General features: G+C 37.4%; 16 protein-coding genes and 1 pseudogene. 9 read left to right on the top strand and 8 right to left on the bottom strand.

Translation table 11 applies throughout. The features are described from left to right. Window positions 1-96 precede the first annotated feature (96 nt). On the top strand, window positions 97-732 hold the full coding sequence (locus H4J66_RS13050; protein WP_182175413.1) for a hypothetical protein: 636 nt from the start codon (window positions 97-99) through the stop codon (window positions 730-732). Between the two features lie 43 nt (window positions 733-775). Here H4J66_RS13050 and erpA read toward each other — a convergent pair whose 3' ends face one another. Both erpA and H4J66_RS13040 read right to left on the bottom strand, forming a co-directional pair. Then, a complete protein-coding gene (erpA, locus tag H4J66_RS13045; protein ID WP_070375537.1) occupies window positions 776-1117 on the bottom strand; it encodes an iron-sulfur cluster insertion protein ErpA in 342 nt (113 codons plus the stop codon). Window positions 1118-1318: 201 nt separating this feature from the next. Then, complete coding sequence (locus H4J66_RS13040; protein ID WP_182175411.1) at window positions 1319-2191, bottom strand: PEP-CTERM sorting domain-containing protein; 873 nt, start codon at window positions 2189-2191, stop codon at window positions 1319-1321. 299 nt (window positions 2192-2490) lie between these two features. On the opposite strand from H4J66_RS13040, the pseudogene prsT reads away from it, so the two are divergent. Beyond that, a pseudogene (gene prsT, locus H4J66_RS13035) lies at window positions 2491-5226 on the top strand (XrtA/PEP-CTERM system TPR-repeat protein PrsT); the annotation flags it as partial. Here prsT and H4J66_RS20815 read toward each other — a convergent pair. Together H4J66_RS20815 and H4J66_RS13030 are read right to left on the bottom strand one after the other, a co-directional pair. After that, on the bottom strand, window positions 5187-5324 hold the full coding sequence (locus H4J66_RS20815) for a hypothetical protein (protein WP_404842783.1): 138 nt from the start codon (window positions 5322-5324) through the stop codon (window positions 5187-5189). The pseudogene prsT and the gene H4J66_RS20815 overlap by 40 nt on opposite strands. A gap of 6 nt (window positions 5325-5330) precedes the next feature. After that, window positions 5331-6062: a DUF6776 family protein gene (locus H4J66_RS13030; protein WP_182175407.1), complete on the bottom strand. Its 732-nt coding sequence runs from the start codon at window positions 6060-6062 to the stop codon at window positions 5331-5333. A 141-nt stretch (window positions 6063-6203) separates the two neighbouring features. On the opposite strand from H4J66_RS13030, the gene H4J66_RS13025 reads away from it, so the two are divergent. The 4 genes from H4J66_RS13025 (at window position 6204) to hemL (ending at window position 10821) form a co-directional block, all read left to right on the top strand. Then, the gene (locus tag H4J66_RS13025) at window positions 6204-7844 is read left to right on the top strand and encodes a chloride channel protein (protein WP_259369122.1); all 1641 of its coding nucleotides are present in this window, start codon (window positions 6204-6206) and stop codon (window positions 7842-7844) included. Next, on the top strand, window positions 7841-8272 hold the full coding sequence (locus H4J66_RS13020) for a CopD family protein (protein WP_182175403.1): 432 nt from the start codon (window positions 7841-7843) through the stop codon (window positions 8270-8272). Before H4J66_RS13025 ends, H4J66_RS13020 begins: the two co-directional genes overlap by 4 nt. A 183-nt stretch (window positions 8273-8455) precedes the next feature. After that, on the top strand, window positions 8456-9463 hold the full coding sequence (locus tag H4J66_RS13015) for an aspartate carbamoyltransferase (protein WP_220463301.1): 1008 nt from the start codon (window positions 8456-8458) through the stop codon (window positions 9461-9463). A gap of 74 nt (window positions 9464-9537) precedes the next feature. Further along, complete coding sequence (gene hemL / locus H4J66_RS13010) at window positions 9538-10821, top strand: glutamate-1-semialdehyde 2,1-aminomutase (RefSeq protein ID WP_182175401.1); 1284 nt, start codon at window positions 9538-9540, stop codon at window positions 10819-10821. Window positions 10822-10950: 129 nt separating this feature from the next. On the opposite strand, the gene H4J66_RS13005 is transcribed toward hemL, so the two are convergent. The 4 genes from H4J66_RS13005 to pepB all read right to left on the bottom strand — a co-directional run bounded on the left by H4J66_RS13005 (window position 10951) and on the right by pepB (window position 17881). Continuing rightward, the gene (locus H4J66_RS13005; protein ID WP_182175399.1) at window positions 10951-11346 is read right to left on the bottom strand and encodes a hypothetical protein; all 396 of its coding nucleotides are present in this window, start codon (window positions 11344-11346) and stop codon (window positions 10951-10953) included. Window positions 11347-11504: 158 nt separating this feature from the next. Next, window positions 11505-13814: a penicillin-binding protein 1B gene (mrcB, locus tag H4J66_RS13000; RefSeq protein ID WP_310650657.1), complete on the bottom strand. Its 2310-nt coding sequence runs from the start codon at window positions 13812-13814 to the stop codon at window positions 11505-11507. 53 nt (window positions 13815-13867) lie between these two features. Beyond that, entirely contained in the window at window positions 13868-16393 is a 2526-nt protein-coding gene (hrpB, locus tag H4J66_RS12995; RefSeq protein ID WP_182175395.1) for an ATP-dependent helicase HrpB, read from the bottom strand. A 198-nt stretch (window positions 16394-16591) separates the two neighbouring features. Next, a complete protein-coding gene (gene pepB / locus H4J66_RS12990) occupies window positions 16592-17881 on the bottom strand; it encodes an aminopeptidase PepB (RefSeq protein ID WP_182175393.1) in 1290 nt (429 codons plus the stop codon). A 348-nt stretch (window positions 17882-18229) separates the two neighbouring features. Between pepB and sfsA the strand changes: the two genes are divergently transcribed. The 3 genes from sfsA to gluQRS all read left to right on the top strand — a co-directional run bounded on the left by sfsA (window position 18230) and on the right by gluQRS (window position 20696). Further along, window positions 18230-18970, top strand: coding sequence for a DNA/RNA nuclease SfsA (gene sfsA / locus H4J66_RS12985; RefSeq protein ID WP_182175391.1), 741 nt, complete (start codon window positions 18230-18232; stop codon window positions 18968-18970). Between the two features lie 319 nt (window positions 18971-19289). Next, window positions 19290-19730 carry an RNA polymerase-binding protein DksA gene (gene dksA / locus H4J66_RS12980; protein WP_182175389.1) on the top strand — a complete coding sequence of 147 codons (441 nt, stop codon included), beginning with the start codon at window positions 19290-19292 and terminating at the stop codon, window positions 19728-19730. A gap of 39 nt (window positions 19731-19769) precedes the next feature. Further along, on the top strand, window positions 19770-20696 hold the full coding sequence (gene gluQRS / locus H4J66_RS12975; RefSeq protein WP_182175381.1) for a tRNA glutamyl-Q(34) synthetase GluQRS: 927 nt from the start codon (window positions 19770-19772) through the stop codon (window positions 20694-20696). The last annotated feature ends 190 nt before the right edge of the window (window positions 20697-20886 follow it).

Raw genomic sequence — 20886 nt, 5'->3', positions numbered from 1 at the left:
AAGATTTATAGCTCAATACTACAGTGCCAAATATAAAGTTAACAAGCAGGATTACATTTAAATAAATTAAGCAATGGACTGACTTTCTCAATTATCTTGCATATAGCGGTACTGATAATTTTTACACAAGGGTTATCAACAGTTCCACTTAGCGCAGTAAAAAATAACGATTCGGTTAACCCTATTATTCAAGCTCGCCTATATTTTCCTTTACGGTTAAGGAAAAAAGCGACTCTTACTTCCAGCAAGGAACCGCTAGCCATTAAAGAAACCATACCAACAGATGAAACAAAAATAAGTAATGAATGGTTAGAAAAAACCAATAATAGGAATATTTTGCCTGCAAAGTTATCTAAACAGCCAATTGATAAAAACGTGTTGGAGAGTAAAACATCAAGTAAAAAAATGAGTCAAACGTCACTAGAGAAGCTTAAGCAACGTTTAGATAACCAAGCTCGTGAAAACGCTGCAAACGACAGCTTAACTAAATACCTAACCGATAAGAGTACAATTGCCCAATCCATCACAACGTATGATCAGTTAGCCCCAGCGAAAGCAAAAATTAAAGAAGTCGATTGTAATAGCAGTAAATTTAATAGTGCGCTAAATACGATGTCAACCCTGCTTGGCGGCAGTATCAGGTGTAATAGCATGCCTAATTTAAAAAACTTTTTAAATAAAAGAATGGCCGTAGCTGAAAAAAAGCACAAAAAAGCACAAAAAAGCCAGTAATATTTCGCTGGCTTTTTGTTAATCACAATGTAACTAAAGAGAATTAGATTGAGAAAGAAGATCCACAACCACAGGTTGATGAAGCGTTTGGGTTATGTACTAAAAATCGACTGCCTTCTAAGCCTTCAATATAATCAACTTCACCATCAACTAAATATTGTAAACTCATCGGGTCAATAACCATAGTGACGCCTTTTTTAACGATAGTCATGTCACCATCGTTCACTTTTTCGTCAAAAGTAAAGCCATATGAAAATCCAGAGCAGCCACCACCTGTTACATAAACACGTAATTTCAATTCCGGATTTTCTTCTTCTGTGATCAAAGATAATACTTTATTTGCGGCGGCATCGGAAAATTTTATTGGTAATTCGGGAGTTGACATATTGCTCTACTTACAAAGATGTTACGGGAGTGTCTCGCGTGTATTATCTTAAACTTGACTAATTTAGTCAAGTATTGTCTGAGATAGTAAAATTTATCAGCAAGAAGAAGAATTTTATCTAAAATATATACAAAAAATGCGCTATATAATTAACTATAGCGCATTAATTAAACCACTAACGGGTCAGTAGCTAATAGTAAATTAGTGAGTTATTTTTCTACGATAAATAAGACCAAACATAGCAAGTAACATTAACACAAATGTTTGTGGCTCTGGCACTGCAATAGTATCTCTAGGTGGAGCAAAAGAAGCTACACCTTCAATAATGTCATTAGCACAGGTCATTGCCCAACGAAAGGCTATTTGATTAGCTGTCGCTAATGCAGTATTGGCAACATCAAACGAAAAACTCACTTTACCGTAGCCATTATATGTATCACCAACGGTCTTAGCATAGCTATAAGAAGTATCTGCATACCATGAAGATGAATCATGAATCTTATCAGTATGATTATTATCAGCAAGCATAACCGCTTGATCAGCACGGGCACTGTTACCATGAAGAGTCGTTGAAGAAACAACTTGATTAGCACCAAAATTCGACTTCAAATGCCCAGTTCCTGAATTAGAATTACGTGCACCACTTAAATCGTAAACGTAGTTCCAATTTGTGCCGGTATTTGAATTAGCTGCAGCGCTAGTAAAGCTGTCATCTGAGGTATTTCCTTGGGGATCCCAAGGCGATTCTCCAGTACTGTTAAAACTATTATTAGCAGCCATAAACAAATCACCAAGCCTGATGCCGTCTCTATTTATATCGTTGTAAAATGCAGTAAAGATATCAACAGATAGTGTGGTACCGACACGAGAAACAAACATTTGGTCAACGTCATATAGATAAGATTTACCATTGATGTCATTTCTATGACCTTTACCTATATAATTATCTTGAATATCAGAATAACCTTTATCAGCATACTGCTTCATCATGTCTTCGGCGCTAAGTGTATCTGCAAACGCGTTAATACTTGATACTGATAGTGCAGCTATTGCAATCCATTTTAAACATTTCATATTTTAAACCTACTCCTAAATACTGGCATAAATAACATGTGTAATAAAAACACAAGACTATGTATAAATTTTTATTTACTTATTGACCCAACCCAGTTCAATATTCAGGCCAAGATTAAAAAGCCCTTTATTTTTAAATGCATAGGATTATATTATTTCATATAACGATTATCTTACCTAAAAGTGTAAAAAATATCGACAACTATTAAATGTACAACTTAAACAATTAAAGATCTGCTAGATATTCATAATGACTCCTAGTATCCTTAGCAATTGATTTTCATAAGAGAAATAATTAAATGGCCTCTTTGGTAAAAACGACTTTAGCCTTACTCTGCGGGACAATTTTATTGCTGAGTTCGCATGCTCTGGCTTTGCCCGATCAAAGCGCAGATAAACCTTATGAAGATGCCCTAGCAAGTTTTTACCTTTCTGAACTCAACGCGGCAATTATTCATTTAAAGAATGCTTTAAAAAATAATCCTGAACATTTACCTTCTATGGTGTTACTCGCCGAAGTATATATTGCTATGGGTGATGGCGCATCAGCAGAAAATCAACTAGAAAACGCCCAAGAAAAGAATGCCGATGAAAGTAAAATACTGCCGTTAATGCTTGAAGCTTATCTTTTACAGCAAAAATATAAAAAAGTAATTAATGCCCCAATGGCTTCTATAACTCAAAAACAACAACTGAGTAAAGTTGCCGTATTGCAAGGACGTGCTTTCATAGCGATGAATAACTTAGCGCAAGCAAAAGTTTTATTCAAAGAAGCTTTAGAGTATATGCCTAGTAGTATTAAAGCCCAATTAGGCATAGCACAAGTAGGTATGCTTAATGGAAGTATGCTCCAAGCAAGAGTCTATATTGATAAGGCACTATCTTCATCGCCAACCAACAGTATCGCTTTAACAATGCTTGCCAATATAGAACAGCAAGCTGGTAATCAGATTGAATCGTTAAAAATAATTTCACAAGTTATTGAGCTAAACAATAAAGATTTTCCTGCGTTACTTACGCGAGCCAGTTTATATATTGAACTGGGTGATTTTCAACTTGCTTTAAACGACCTTAGTATAATCATCACAGAAATTCCCAATGAGCCAAAAGCAAATTATTTAAAGATAATTGCGAACAGTGCCTTAGGTAATACTGAAGAAGTTAATAAAACAACCGCCCATATCAATACCGTATTGATGGGATTACCCGAAGATATAATGAAACAGAATCCCGTGTATCTTTATTTAGCGGGTGTGATTAGTTTTCAGCAACAAGAAAATTTAAAGGCTCAAGATTTTTTGCAAAAATATATCGCTATTATTAGTGACGATATAAGAGCGTTAAAGTTAGCCGCTCAAATTGAACTCGCATTGAATAATCCCTTTCGTGCAAAAACATTATTAGTAAAATCTAGACTAGTAGCCCCTAACGATGTTGAAACATGGTCGCTTCTTGGTCAGACCTATACCGTATTAGGAGAACTACAACTTGCTGAGGATTACCTCAAAGATGTTATTAACAGTGATAAAGAAAATCCCCAACCTTTATTTGAGTTAGCAAAGTTAGAAATTTTATCGGGAAAATTCCCACAAGCTATTACTCACCTTCAATTAGCAAAATCAATAGATGCTAATATAAGTTTTATTGTGCTGCTCGCAGAGGCCTTCCAACAAAACAATCAGTTTGAACAGGCACTAGAGCAATTGAACCTTGCATTAACTTTACAAAGTGATGATAGCGTTTTGCACTTACAAAAAGGTATTTTATTAGGTCAACTAAAACAGCACCTACTAGCAAAAAAATCACTAGAACAATCACTAAAGTTAAACCCTAACAACCTTAGAACACTTGTCCATTTATCAAGAATCGATGTTATAGAACAACAGCCAGAAAAAGCGATAGCAACAATAAATAAGAAAATCGTTGAACTAACAGAACCCAATTCATTTTTACTGATTGAGCTAGGTAATATACATCGCCTAACCAACAATAATAATGAAGCGTTATCAGCCTACAAAAAGGCCTATAGTGTTGATAACACTAACCCCAATGCATTAATAAATATTATTGAAATACAAGTCATGCTTGGCCAATTGAAAGAAGCGATAACCTTAACCAGTCAGTTTTTAAACAAGAACAACAAGGCAGGAAGTATTTATCTAGCGCTCGCTAATTTATACATGGCAGATAAAGAATACCAAAAAGCGTTTAGTACTTTCGAGTTAGCGGTTAAAAATAGTAATGATAAATCAAATGTTTATAATGTTTTTGCTGATGCCCAATTGTCACGCTCAGATTTTGAAGGTGCTACACTCAGCTTAAAACGATCAATTTCATGGAATGCTGAAAATCTTGACTCCCATTTAAAGTTGTTTGATATTTATCTACAACAAAAAAACGAAACGTTAGCGCTCGATATTTTAAAGCGTATAGCCAAAAAAATTACTAATATTATCTTTTTAAACAACCTTGAGGGTAACTTATACTTACAGTTAGGAAAACTAGACGAAGCAGAAAAAATATTTCTAGCTTCCTTGCGAAAAAGTAAAAACCGGCCCGCTGTTTATGGTTTATATCGTGTATACAAACAACAAAAGCACTTTTCAAAGGCGCTTAACTTATTAACCCCTTGGGTTAAAGAGAACCCAAAAGACATTACCTCTCAAATAGCAATCGCCGATACACTAGTCGCAAGAAATCAACTTCAGAGTGCGGCTAAAAAATACCAAGATTTAATTGAAGCGTTTTCTGAACTGCCAATTTTGTTGAATAACGCCGCACAAGTATTCATTAAACTGGAGCAGTTCCCTCAGGCATTAACGTATGCAAAAAAAGCACACAAGCTATTACCTGATAATGTCGCAATAATGGATACACTTGCTTGGTCTTATACCCTAAACAAACAAGCAGATTTGGCACTACCTATATTTAGACAAGTTATTGTTAAAGATTTCAACAATGCTGAAATAAAGTATCACTTAGCTGTTACTTTATATCAATTAGATCGCAAGAGTGAAGCAAAAAAATACCTAAAGGCTGCGTTAGAAAATGAAAGTACACTTCCTAACAGAGCTGCTGCTATAGCACTTATGGAAAAGCTTACTGTGGAATAGCGTGAATAATTAAAAAACACTTGTCATTATTGAGTGTTTTTTAATAAATCATTCCAAATATAGCTCTGGTCTATTCGCTGATATTTTTGCCATCTGTTCTTCGGTAAAATAGCAGCTAATTCTAACTTTTCAGGTAAGAAATCATCTGGAAGAGTAAACTCACCTTCAACGATTTGAAAATATTGAAAACTAAAGGATAAATCTTTCTTTGTAGATACCGATATATTACTTAACTTTAATTCGCTCGGCTTATTATCTAAACTCCCCAATAAAGTAAAATCGACATAGCCTTTAACAAAACGTTTACGTACTTGCTGTTGCATTAAAACAATTTGAAAACGAAAATGATGTGGACTGGCTGTTGGATGGACCATCATTCGATCGATTGCCAATCCATCAGCGGTTTTTTCTGGTGCCATCACTTTTTCATAAAAAGCTAATTCTTTTTTTACTTCATAATGCTCAGACTCCATTATTTTTAAAAGCTCTTGGGAGTGCTGATTAGCCATACGTTCAACTTCTAGCTCTACTTCAAGGGTATTAATCTGACTGTTTTGCTGAACATTTTTTTCATAAAGTTTACTCAATCGCGTTTGCTGTTGTGCTAACGTTTTAACTTGATAACCATGATAAAAATTCCCAACACGATAGCCACTGTAAAGACAGATAACAATCACGAGAAGAAGTAAAAGGGCGGAACGGAATGCGCCTAAACGCACAACAACCGTATTTAGATTTATTTTTGCTAACCAATTCATTTGAAAAGTATTATGATATCCAACGAGTTAATAAATATTTTTAGGCTCAAACAATAAAAGGTGCACCCATTCATTATTATGATATCGCTCTCTTTACTTAGAAAACGTTTAGCCTTACCGAGAACTTCCTGGCAACTTTGTTTGTTAGCCGCTTTAGGTGGCACTGCATCAGCACTTCTAGTTGTGCTATTCACCTACAGCATTGAGACAGTTCAAAGCTTTTATTTAGTCCAAAAAAATAACTATACCAGCTTAAGTGCTTTAAGTCGTTTCCATTTGCCTATAGTAGGCGGATTAGTCATTTTATTTTTTGCTTGGCTAACCGGCTACCAGTATTTACGTACCGGTATTCCTTTTGTGTTGCATCGCCTAAAAGTAGCTAATGGCATTATTCCATTTCGCAATACGTTGAATCAATTTTTCGGTAGTGTGATTGCATTAGCGTCCGGCTTCTCAGTTGGAAAAGAAGGGCCTGCTATACATTTAGGAGCTGCTTGTAGCAGTTATTTAGGTAACAAGTTAAATCTACCGTTTAATACCATACGCACACTATGTGCATGTGGCATTGCCGCAGGTATTTCCGCTTGTTTTAATACCCCCATTGCCGCTGTTATATTTGTTATGGAAGTTATTTTACGCGAATACAAAGTGCATATTTTTATTCCTGTGATGATCGCTTCTATTACAGGGTCAATGATCAGCCGAAGCCTTTTGGGACCTACCCATGAATTTGGATATTTTAGTAAAATATCCCTCAGTTTTGATCATTATCCTATTTTGATTATATTAGGGTTAATACTTGGGTTATTAGCCTATGGCTTTAACCGATACTTAGTCCTTATTATAAAATATTCGAGCTCGATTCATATTGTGCCACGCATTATGTTAGCAGCATTAATTACTGGGATACTTGGATTTTTTGTACCCTTTGCTATGGGCACAGACTTAAGTGTAATAACGTTTGCCTTAGAAAATAATATTCCTTTACAATTATTACTTGGGGTTTTATTTGCTAAAATTTTGATGACCATTACCGCTTTAGGCTTAGGTATTCCTGGTGGAATTATCGGTCCTATTATTGGTATTGGTGCTATTGTAGGCACCTGTGTTTCAATATTAGTTACGGGTTATCTTCCCGGAGAAAATTTTGCTGGTGATTATGCCTTAATGGGTATGGCGGGGTTCTTAGCTGCAACACTAAACGCTCCCCTTGCCGCATTATTAACGGTAGTCGAGTTGTCAAATCAGTTAGAGGTTGTTGTGCCTGCAATGATAGTCATCACCACTGCCTGTGTCTTTTCAGGGCAGTTTTTCAACAACCGATCGGTATTTGTTATGCAACTTGAGCAACAGGGTCTCAAATATCGAAAATCCCCCATCGAGAAATCATTACAACGTATCGGTGTATTAGGCGTTTTACAGGAAAATATTAGCGTTTATCAACAAGAATGTTCTTTGGAAGTTTTCAGGGCATTGAAGAATGTTGAATTATTAAATCATGTTATTATTGAAGTAGCACCTGAAACAGAAAGTCTTAGTCCTTACTCAACATTTTCATGGTTAAAAATAAAACACGATTCAGGCACTAAGCGCGTAGAAATAGTACAATTACAGCTACTACCTTTGCAAAGCCAATCAACTTTAGCTGAAGCCTATTTAGCCCTGATTGAACAGCGAGATGGTGGTGTTTATATTTATGATAATGATCCTAATGAGATCTTAGGCATTATTACTTTTGAACAGATCAGAAGTTATTTATTAGAAGGAAAAACAACAGTATGACAACTCTTTTATGGTTACAAGCTTGCCATGTTTTTTTTATGATCGCCTGGTTTGCGGGTGTTTTTTATTTACCACGCCTGTTTGTTAATCACGCTGAAACCTCTAGTATTGAGGTTGCCGAGCATTTAAAGGGTATGGAAAAACGTTTGTTATATTTTGTAACACCTTTTGCTGTGTTAACTGTGTCTTTAGGCATAGCCTTGATTTATTATTATGGATACGCTTGGTTTATCGTTTCAAAATGGTTGCACTTAAAAATAACGTTAGTGATTTTACTGCTCGCTTACCATGGTTATTGTTTTAAGTTAGTTAAAGATTTTAAAGAAGATAAAAATGTACGTTCAGGAAAATTTTATCGAATTTTTAATGAATTTCCCGTCCTTATATTACTCGCCATATTATATTTGGTGTATTTAAAACCTTTCTAATGGGCGATCTTTGCTTATATTCTGGCTTATAGCCCATAAGAAGCTTTCATCAATTAGGTTGAGCGCTTTGATTTAGACCCACAGAAATTGAATAGCAGCGATAATCTATTCTCAACATTTCTGAATTGTGCTATATTCCTGCATCAAAAATAGTCGCAGTCTTATAATTTTGGGTAACTTTTTATGATGAAGTTTGAAGGAAGTCATATCCTTTCTGTCTCGCAGCTTAATCGCGATGCTATCTCTCGTATTTTAGAAGTTTCATCACTAATGGCGCCTTATGCTATGCGTAAGAAGCGTTGTCATGTGTTGGATGGTGCAATTCTCAATAATCTTTTTTTCGAGCCCAGTACTCGTACCCGGGTCAGTTTTGGTGCCGCTTTTAACCTTCTTGGTGGTGCTGTTCGTGAGACCGTTGGACAAGAAAATTCATCGTTGAGTAAAGGTGAATCTCTCTTTGACACGGCACGCGTTATTAGCGGCTACTCTGATATTATTGCGATGCGACATCCCACGATGTATTCGGTTGAAGAGTTTTCAAAAGGCAGTAGTGTACCGGTTATTAACGGCGGAGATGGAGCTAATGAACACCCAACACAAGCCTTACTTGATTTGTTTACCATGCAATCTGAAATGGCGCCATATAACAAAACTTTAGACGGTTTAAATATTGTCTTAATGGGTGATCTCAAACACGGGAGAACCGTACATTCATTATCAAAATTACTCAGCTTATATAAAAACATGAAAGTAACGATGATATCTCCTGACGCACTTAACATGCCCGACAGTATAATCTCATCCTTAACCAATGCCGGACATCAAGTTGTGGTTACCGATAAAATTGACCATAATTTATCGTGCGATATCATCTATCAAACACGCATTCAGCAAGAACGCTTTGCCAGTAAAGACGAAGCTAATTTATACCGTGGTCACTTCAGCTTAAATAGAAAAATTTATCAGCAGTTTTGCCAGCAACATACTGTGATAATGCATCCCTTACCACGCGATTCTCGCCCTGAAGCAAACGAGCTTGATAGTGATTTAAATGATTTAGACAACCTAGCTATTTTTAGACAAGCCCAAAATGGTGTACTGGTCCGTATGGCATTATTTGCCTTAACACTGGGTGTCGAAAATAAGCTCAGCCAATTTGAAAAACCAGTGACTTGGTACACCAACAAATAAATAATTCTTAAGTATATAAGTGACAACAGTTTATTTAATGTTAGTCGTATTATAATTAACAAAGTAGGCAATTTATGAACCATTCAGAACAACTTTTTAACAGCGCAAAACAAATTATTCCCGGTGGTGTAAACTCACCTGTTCGTGCATTTAATGGTGTTGGCGGTACGCCTTGTTTTATTAAACGCGCTGAAGGTGCATATATTTATGACGCCGATGATAAAGCTTATATTGATTATGTCGGTTCTTGGGGACCAATGATTTTAGGCCATAACCACCCGGCTATTTTAGCAGCAGTTATTGAAACTGCTCAACATGGCTTAAGTTTTGGCGCACCTACCGAGCTAGAAATCACTATGGCAGAGAAGGTACGTGAACTAGTACCGTCAATGGAGCGCATTCGTATGACCAGCTCAGGTACAGAAGCTACCATGAGCGCAATCCGGTTAGCTCGTGGCTACACTGGACGTGATAAAATCTTAAAGTTTGAAGGTTGCTACCACGGTCATGCTGATTCGCTATTAGTAAAAGCAGGCTCAGGTGCACTCACCATGGGGGTGCCAAATTCACCAGGTATTCCTGCTGATGTTGCCAAGCACACATTAACTGTTAGTTTTAATAATATTGACGAAGTTAGAGAAATCTTTGCTAAATATAAAGATGAAATTGCCTGTATTATTGTCGAACCTGTTGCTGGAAACATGAACTGTGTTCTTCCGGTAGAAGGTTTCCTTGAAGGTCTACGTGACGTTTGTGATGAACATAAAAGTGTACTGATTTTTGATGAAGTAATGACCGGCTTTCGTATTGCATTAGGTGGGGCTCAAGCACATTACAATATTGTTCCTGATTTAACGACGTTAGGTAAAGTTATTGGTGGTGGTATGCCTGTCGGTGCGTTTGGCGGTAAAAAAGAGATTATGGATTATATCGCACCTATTGGCCCTGTTTACCACGCAGGTACCTTATCGGGTAACCCTATCGCTATGGCTGCCGGTTTAGCGGCATTAAATGAATTAAGCATCGGTGATAAACACGAGCAACTGAGTGCATCAACTGAAAAGCTTGCTATGGGTTTAAAAGCAGCAGCCGAGCGCAATGGCGTGTCATTAAGCATTAATTATGCTGGTGCAATGTTTGGTTTTTTCTTTACAGATTCACCAGAGCCTGTCACTACTTTTGAACAAGCAACCGCTTGCGATACAGATAAGTTCAGACGTTTCTTCCACTTAATGCTAGAAAACGGCATCTACTTGGCACCTTCAGCTTATGAAGCTGGCTTTTTATCTATGGCTCATACCGATAAAGAGATTGAATTAACGTTAGCCGCTGCTGATAAGTGCTTTGCTCAACTATAATGTAAAAATTAGCGTGGTTTAGCGACTAAACCACGCCCGTTGACACACAAGGATACTCATTTTTTAACAAGACCATCCTTAAAATAAAAAGGGATAACCGATGGCTATCCCTTTTTATTAACGGTGACGCTAATTTACTTTAACGGCCAGTAATTCATTTTCAAGCCAATGATAAGCTTGTTGCCAACCTAATTCTAAACCTGAAAATACCGGATATCTCCATTGATCAAATGAACGACTTGCCTGCAGTTTCTTAGTCACTAAAACACTTTTTTCAGAATAACAAACAAAGGCAAGCGCTTTTAAACCTTCATAAGATGCGACTGAAAGTTTCGCCTCATAAGTATAGGTGTAGTTATTAATGCGGTTGATTAACAGGGCAAAATCCCCTTCTACGTTCTCATGCACAAATTCATGGCATTCCTCAACCATTTCAAGTGTCATTTCGACGCCTTCATCAGCGGTTACTTCAATAATATTATTTGCAAATATATTATAAAAGCCAAAACTTAAACGATGCTTCATATCAGATCCAGCGTATTAATTTTATAGGTGATATCAATCCCTTATGATTAACAAGCAATCCTATGAGCTAGCTATTTTTTTATACAATAGTATCTGTATAATAAACATGCAAGAAAATGCATGATAAAAAAACAAGATACATTAGTAAACCTGTCATGCTAATCAGTAAAAAGTTGTTCAAACCAAGATAACTTTTTCTTCTTTTCTGTCAGCTTTTTTCCTAAACAATGCGGCTCTATTAAAAGACCTGTCGTTATTGCCGGATAACTAATCATTTCAGCACACTCGATACTGACGGCGATACCACTGGAAGATTCAAAATTAGTTAATGCAATATTTTCAGGCATTAAACGACTTTTGTTAACCACACCGTTTTTATTCATAAACTGTGCAAATAGCACTAAAGCGCCACTACTGCCTGTTAGGTTGGTCGGTTTGTTGTCGTCACGACCTAGCCAAGTCGTCACTAAGTTTTCGTTATCATAACCAATAAACCAACTGTCTCTTTGATCATTGGTGGTACCTGTTTTTCCTGCTACTGCTGCCCCATCTAAACGCCAAGTAAGCGACTTAGCCGTTCCCACTTCGGTTACTTGTGATAAAGCATGGTCAAGTAAATACATAGCTTGAGTTGAGAACAACTGCTCGTCTGGCGCTTCAAATTGCCATAAAGTTTCGCCCTGTGCCGAGATAATACGGTCAATCGCATGACTATTACTCTTAAATCCTTGATTGGCTATAGATAAATAAAGCTGATTAATTTCATATGGTGATAAGCTTAAAGAGCCCAATAACATACTAGGGCGAGTGACGATATCTTCGGGATAACCTAGTAAGTGAAAGATATTGGCAATATTTTCTAAGCCGAGTTGCATACCTAAATTCACCGTTGGCACGTTTAACGACCTAACTAAAGCATCATGTAGGCTTACCTTGTTTTCAAATTTTCCATTATAATTATTTGGACGCCATTCTTTACCGCCATCACTGATAAGTACAATAGGTTCGTCGCTCAATAAGGTTGCAAAGTTATATTGTTGATAACGCTCTAGAGCGGCCAAGTATATTGCGGGTTTTACTAATGAACCGATGGGACGTTTAGCATCTAATGCTCGGTTAAAGCCGGCATAACCCGCTTTTTTATCGCCAACTAAGGCTTTTACTTCACCTGACTTGATATCGGTAACCACCATGGCAAGTTGTAAGGACTCGCCTTTGTTCAATATTGTTAACTCAGGGATATGCTTAGCTATTGTTTGTTCTGCATTCATTTGTGCTGTTATTGAAAAGCCTGTAAAAACTCGAACACCCGCTTGTTGTTGGAACGCTGAAAGCTTTTCAGAAAGTTCTTTTTTGACCAATTGTAAATAAGCAGGAAACTTTTTATTGGCTAAACGGCGAGTTTTACGAATAGATAAAGGTGATACGACGGCCGCTTGATAGTTTTTTTGTGAGATCAGTTCATTTTGATACATCAACCGTAAAACAAGATCTCGTCGCTTTTTAGCATTTTTAGGGTGACGCCAAGGATCATAATAACTAGGCCCCTTGACCTGCCCAACAAGCATGGCCATTTGTTCAATCGTTAAAGATTGGATCGGCTGACCAAAATAAAATTTAGCCGCTAAGCCAAAACCATAAATACCATTAGCGTAGTGTTGTCCTAAATAGATTTCATTTATATAGGCTTCAAGTAGCTGATCTTTGCTATATCTAAGCTCCAAAATAATCGACATAACCGCTTCGTTAACTTTACGCCAGAGTGTTTTATCACGGGTTAAAAACATATTTTTAACCAGTTGCTGTGTTAAGGTACTCCCTCCCTGAACCGTTCTACCTGCTTGAATATTAGCCACTAAAGCTCGAAAAATTCCTAATGGGGAAACACCCGCATGAAAATAGAAATCACGGTCTTCAACTAATAGTAAGGTATCAATAAGTTGCTCTGGTACTCTTTGTAGTGAGACTATCACCCTATCTTCTTTGTTTTCAGGAACTAATCGCCCCAGTGAGTAAGGTTCAAATGAAAAACTTTCAATAGCTCCTTGCTCATTAAACAAAGAAAGTATTTTATTACCGGCAATATTAATAGTGAAGCGCTCTACGTGCGTATTACCGTTGCCAAAATCAAAAGCGCGACGATAAACAATCAGCGTCGTCTTTGATAAAGCAAATTCACCCGGGTTGAGCGCCTGTTGCTTTCTCTGATAACCAGACAAAAGTAAATTTTGCTTTAGTTGAACAAGTGAAGCATTATCGCCAACTTTGAAACTGTCAACTTTGCCATAAACTTGCACGGGAATGTTCCACCGTTGCCCCTCAAATTTATCTTTCACTTTACTGTCGAGGTAAACCGCATAAAAGCTAAATAAAAATATAAAGGTAATGAACAATTTCAAAGCAGTACGCCAGCACCAACTTACCCGAGAGGCTCTGGTAGCAATCTTTTCTTTGGTTTCTTTTTTCACATTATTAGTCATTTTAAATAGTATTTTCATCCGTTAATAAAGCTAATGCTTCATTACATATATTTTTTAACGCGGTTAGTCGCCTTTGCATTAGCGGGATCATTCGGCCAAAAGTGCTTAGGGTATTTTGCTTTCATCTCTTTTTGTACCTCCTTGTAGCTTCCTTGCCAAAAAGCAATGAGATCTCGCGTCACTTGAATAGGTCTCTTTGCCGGCGATAGCAGCTCAATAATCAAGGAAACATCGCTGTTATGTTGATCATCGCCAACCTTAGGGGTAACACTCACGCCATAAAGCTCTTGCATAGGCATTGAAACAATTGGCGCTTGCTCGACACTATATCGAATTGGGCAACGTCTTCCTGTTGGGCCAACAAAATACTCAGGGGCAATACGAGCGAAGGTTTTTTGCTGGTTATAATCAAGTAATGATAGTAATGCCGATGATAAATTTACTTTATCTAGCTGGTTTTTATTTTTAATCGCACCAATAAAAGGGACTAACCATAACGCTAAGTGTTGTAATAAATCACTTTCCTCAACATTAGGAAAATTTAAATGCGGCTGAGTTTGATTAACCCAACGCCAACGACTGAGTAATTTTTGATCAGCTTCGCGCCAATGAAGATAGGACAGACCATTTTGCTCAATTTGTTGTTGCCATAAAGTAGCTAGTGCTTCATCACTTATTTGTTCATTACTGGGTTTTTCTGACAAGACAATAGCACCAAATACTGTTTGCTGCTTCGCACTTATACGTTGGGTTTTCGAATCGTAATTAAGTTGTTTTATTTGTTTTTCAGCGATAATTCCCAAATTAATAAGCTGTTTAATATCAACCGGTGCAGCAAGTCTTACTTGTAATTTTTGTTGGTATTCAGCTAAGTTAGCAGCCACAATATAATCTTCACTCGCCAGCGCATCTTGCTCATTGATCATAAGACCTTTACCATTTTCAGCTAAAAAATGGCCGTATTGTGCCCGTTGTTTAGCAATACGCTCGGGATAAGCTAAAGCAAGTAATAATCCGGTTAATTCCAGTGGTAAGCTTGATAAATTCGATACTGAAACTTCATTAATTCTTTGTAAGTGTTTTTTTGTTTGTAGGAAAAATGACTGATATTTTTTGCTGGTTGATTGCTGAATTAACTCACTCAAACGGTGACGTAAGTCACAATCGGTAAATGCACGTTCACCACGAAATATATCTCGGTCTTCAAGCAATGACGCTAACAATGCGGCGAGGTTTGTTAATCCTAAGTAGTGATGTTTTTTTTCTAATGCTGAGGCTCTCACAATCATTTTAGCAAAACGTGGATGACAAGCAAAACCAGCAACATTTTTGCCAAGTGGGGTTAAGTTTCTTTTATCGTCAAGTATCTGCAGCTTTTGTAATTCTTGCCATGCTTGAGTTTCGAGTAGTTTTGTCGGAAGTTCTATTAGAGGTAGTTCGTTAAATTGCTTAACACCCCAGCGTGCAACCTCTATAATCATAGGAAGTAAGTCAGCTTGTTGAATTTCACTGGCACTTTGTTCGTTCCTGCGCTGAAAATCTTCGTCGCTGTAAAGTCGAATACATTTACCTGCCATCATTCGACCCGCACGTCCCATACGCTGTATTGCAGAGGCCTTAGAAATATTACGCTGCTGTAACTGATTTGTCAGCGTTAGCCGGTCGTAGATGGCGACTTTTTCTAAACCACAGTCTATAACTAAATCAATTCCTTCAATCGTTAAACTCGTTTCTGCAATATTAGTTGCTAGAACAATTTTATGAAGCCCTTGCTCGGTAGGCGAAATTGCCTGTTGTTGCTCGGCAAGCGTTAAGTTGCCATATAATGGACATAATAAAAAATGCTTGGGTAATAAATCACCTAACTTTTCAGCAAGAAAACGAATGTCAGCGATACCGGGTAAAAAAACCAATATTGAACCTTGGTGCGAGTTTATTGCATTCTTACAAATATTAACCGCGTGTTCACGCCATAATCGGCTATTTTTTACTGGCGAATAACTAACATCAATAGGGAAACTTCGACCTTCACTAGCAAGAGAAACGGCGTCGGGTAATTGCTTAAGTAATTCAGCAGTCGCTAACGTTGCTGACATTAATAATATTTTTAAATCGTCTCGTAACCCCTGTTGTGTATCTCGTGCTAATGCAAAAGCTAAATCTGCATGCAGTGACCTTTCATGAAACTCATCAAAGATCACTAAAGCACAATTTTCAAGCTCAGGGTCATGCTGAATAATTTGGGTGAATATACCTTCAGTGATGACCTCCAATTGAGTATTTTCAGATACCCTACTTTCATTTTTCAACCGATAACCGACTGTTTTCCCGACCGGCTGACCTATCTGCTTCGCTAAAAAACAAGCAACTGTTTTAGCCGCTAAACGACGAGGTTGAAGTAAGTATATTTTTTTACCTTTAAATTGGCCAAGTGCTAATAGCCATAACGGTAGGCCTGTTGATTTGCCCGCGCCTGGCGGAGCAGATAGTACAAGAGTTTGATGCTGATTTAATGCATCAAGAAATTCCGCTTTGATGTTTTCTATGGGTAATGGAGAAACAGACATTTTAATTTTATGAAATAGGGTCGGGTAACAAGCTTATGGTCACTCTATCACAAACGTTTCAAGCCATATTGTTATATTTCGTTCGCCAGCCTAAAACAGGTAAATAACCGCTAAGAATGTAAATATATAAATGCCTAAAAAAAAGCACAATAATGTTCATTATTGTGCTTTATATCGATTAACACGTCACATTAAAAATTACTTAATTAACTCAGCGATCGTGGCAATACCTAAGCCAGTCCCTCCGGCACTAAACAAGCTAGTGCTACTGCCATTATAAGCCGTCGCTAAATCGAAATGTAACCAACCTGCTCCTTCATTGTCGACAAATCTAGATAAAAATCCCGCAGCATTACTTGCACCGCCAGCACCGCCACCCGGTACAGGTCGACTGTTTGCCGTATCTGCAAATTCAGATGGACATTTATCTTGATGCCAAACGGCTAAAGGAAATTGCCATATTGGCTCATTCACTTGCTCTGCGGCTTTTTTCGCTTGCTCTGCAGCTTGGTTGTCTAAAGTAAATAAAGCATTGTATTCACCACCAGTAGCCATTACCGCCGCACCTGTTAGTGTTGCTGCGTCAATAATAAGAGGCGCCTTAGTTTCGCTTGCTGCTAATAAACCGTCAGCCAGTACTATTCGACCTTCAGCGTCGGTGTTAGCGACTTCCATCGTTACACCGTTTTTATAAGTTAAAATATCGCCCAACTTATAAGCATCGTTACTGACCATATTTTCAGCACAACATAAAAATAACTTAACGCGTTTATTTAAACCTTGTCTAATGGCTAATGCCATAGCTCCCGCAACCACTGCAGCACCGCCCATATCACATTTCATGTCAAACATTCCTGCGTTTGACTTTAAGCTGTAACCGCCACTGTCAAAAGTGATACCTTTACCGACTAAACAAGCAGATACAGCCGCATCAGGATCGCCTGTTGGGTTAAAATCAACTTCTAATAAACACGGCGGATTAATACTGCCTTTACCAACATTATAAATGCCCACCCAGCCTTGCTGTTGCAATTCATCGCCAGAGATAATATTGCTGGTGACATAAGCAGGTGCTTGAGCATTAATATAGTCTGCTGCTAACTCAGCCAATTTAAGCGGATATAGCTCAGAAGGTGTTTGATTAATTAAATCACGGCTCCAAGCAAAAACAGCTAATTTATCGTTCAAACTGTTGATACATTCGCTGCTACCGGTAAATTCAACGTTAGTTAATTTTCCGACACAAGTAAAACCGAGTGCAAAACTCCATTGAGTATTAGCTTGCCAGTTATCACCAGATAAACGTGCATGCTTAACGCCAAGTTTCTCAATGCTACGTGCTGCTTTTTGAATCTGTCTTAAGGGGCTACCACTTGAATCTTTCAAACAGATATGAAGTTCGTTATCAACATACTGAACAAGGTTGTCACTTTGCCAATTATTACTACTACTTTGCTTTGATAAATGAATATTTGTTACTTGGGTCATAAACTATCCTAAAGATCATAAATTAATACGACTTAGTTTATACTTATCATCAAGCAAAGCCGATATTTTTTAAAAAGTAGTTATTTAATTAATGTAAACCTAGCCAAACCTCAGCTTTAGACAAGTGCGTTCAGCAAGGAAAATGGATTATTTAACGGTATAATATTGTGATTTTCTTGTTGTACTTTTTAACGACAGCACCAAAACATCTAAGAAATATTTTATCAAAACAGCTAACTTTGCAATAATTCTAGCGAGTATTGTTGGCCAATTAAGTACCACTAACAAAAGTTAGCGGTTTGTCAGTACATAACGTAACATTAATAAAACTTATCATTTATTTTTCCAATGAACATAAATCTTAAAAAAGCGATTTTAATCAAACGTTATAAACGTTTCCTTGCAGATATCATATTAGAAGATGGCACTGAAACAACACTTCATGTCGCCAATACAGGTGCTATGACCGGTTGTGCGACAGAAAAAGATACTGTCTGGTATAGTACTTCAGATAATAAAAAACGTAAATATCCCTACAGTTGGGAAATCACCCAAACACAAAATGATCATTTTATATGTGTAAATACCCTACGTGCCAACCAATTAGTTGAAGAAGCACTGACTAATAGAACAATTAATGAACTGCACAACTATAAAACGTTAAAACGAGAAGTAAAATACGGTGATGAAAATAGTAAAATCGACTTCTTACTTACTGACGAAAACGATGTGTTAACTTATATAGAAGTTAAAAGTGTTACTCTGCTAGGTGATGGCTCTATAAGTAAGCAAGGCTACTTTCCTGATGCAGTCACGCTTCGTGGCCAGAAGCATTTACGTGAACTCATGCAAATGAAACAACAAGGTCATCGAGCTATTTTGTTATTTGCTGTACTTCATAGTGGGATTGAAAGCGTTATGGCCGCACAGCATATTGACGCTAAATATGCAGAACTTCTATCACAGGCTAAGGAGCAGGGTGTTGAGGTTATTGCTTACAAAGTAAGCTTTAAGCAAGATATTAGCAACATTCAAATGACTTTGGTCGACGTCTTGCCGGTAAAATTAGCGGAAAATGTAACGGATTAACCAAAAAAAAGAGTTAAATACATTGACTCACCCTAACAAAAATTGTTAAAAAAGCTTGCTCAAAAATAAATTGTTAAAAAATAGTATACAAAAATATTTCCACTTTTCCGAACGAACCCACAACCGTTTGATTTAAAAGAAAAATAATTATTTTTTAAGTTAATTGTAACGAAAGCCTTGAATTATGATTCGTGCAACGCAATATAGACTGGGTATTTCAGGTCTATTTATTATTGGCAATTGCAACCACGGGTGTAGCTTTTAATGAAAGAGCAACAACTTCGCCATGTAGGTCGATGTAGCATTTAGGAGAATAAGCATGCCAGCCAAAAAAGTACTAGGTATTTTAGCATTAGCGGGCGTATCGCCGTACGCAGAGAAAGCCAACGAAGAGTACATGAACGCTGCTCAATTAGAGCATTTCAAGAAAATTCTTGATGCTTGGCGAGTGCAGCTTCGCGAAGAAGTTGACCGCACAGTTATGCATATGCAAGACGAAGCAGCAAACTTCCCTGATCCGGTTGACCGAGCAGCTCAAGAAGAAGAGTTCAGTTTAGAGCTACGCACACGAGATCGTGAACGTAAACTCATTAAAAAAATTGAAAAAACATTACAATTGATTGAAGAAGATGAATTTGGCTTCTGTGATTCATGTGGTATTGAAATTGGCATTCGTCGTTTAGAAGCGCGCCCAACTGCTGATTTATGTATTGAATGTAAAACACTTGCTGAGATTAAAGAACGCCAATTAGCAGGTTAGTTGCTTGATTAAATGATATTACGTTAACGTATTCATTATATGAATCACGACAAAATTAATATTACGCGGCCACAATATTTGAGTAAATCTACGACTCAATATCGTGGCCGTTTTGCTCCATCCCCTTCGGGTTTCCTTCATTTTGGTTCTTTAATCGCCGCACTCGCCAGCTATTTACATGCAAAAAATCAGCAAGGTTTATGGTTAGTTCGTATTGAAGATATAGACCCACCCCGTGAAATGCTCGGCGCCAGTGCTGCAATTTTAACAACACTCGATGCTTATGGACTCCACTGGGACGAACCTGTTTTATATCAAAGTCAGCAAAGCGATTTATATAGAGACGTTTTAAAAAAATTAGCAGAACAAAAACTCACCTACCACTGCCAATGTACACGCGCTGAAATCAAAGCTCAGGGCGGGATTTATCAAGGTCAGTGCAGAAATAAAAATCATCCGCAAACAAATAGTGCTACGCGATTACGTAATCTCCACGGTATTTATCACTATCATGATTTAATACAAGGTGATTATTTTTGTCCGCAACAGCTTGCCAAAGAAGACTTTATTTTAGCCAGAAAAGATGGGCTATTTGCTTATCAACTTGCTGTTGTAGTCGATGATATTTATCAAAATATTAGCCATGTTATTCGAGGCTGTGATTTACTTGACCCAACGGTAAGGCAGTTAAGTTTTTATCAACAACTGGATTATCAAGCGCCACAGTTTGGCCATATTCCATTAGCCGTTGATGCAACTGGTTTTAAACTCAGTAAACAAAACAAAGCCCCTGCCATTGATAATAACAACCCAACCCCTTCCTTAATCGCAGCCCTTAATTTTCTTGGACAACATCCACCTAAAGATCTTTATGCTTACTCAGCCTTGCAAATCATAGAGTGGGCGATCGAAAACTGGTCTACAGATGCGATCCCTAAGCAGCAAGAAATAGCATTTTGTCAGTAATATTCAAGTAAAACGGGTGTTTGTTGAATTTTCAAACGTTTTATATTCTCTTTTATTGCCCCGTGATATATTATTGTAGCCAATAAAAAAGTGAAACGTAGCATTACAAGATGTTTCAACTTCCCACATTATCCAATCAAGGCCAGTATTATCAAAAGTGTTATCAACTTGTGTAAAAGAGTATTGGGCA

It is taken from the genome of Colwellia sp. MB3u-55 (genome assembly GCF_014076785.1).
GTDB lineage: Bacteria > Pseudomonadota > Gammaproteobacteria > Enterobacterales > Alteromonadaceae > Colwellia_A.
Note: the sequence above shows the minus strand (reverse complement) of the source record. Positions and strands in the feature narration are given on the sequence as shown.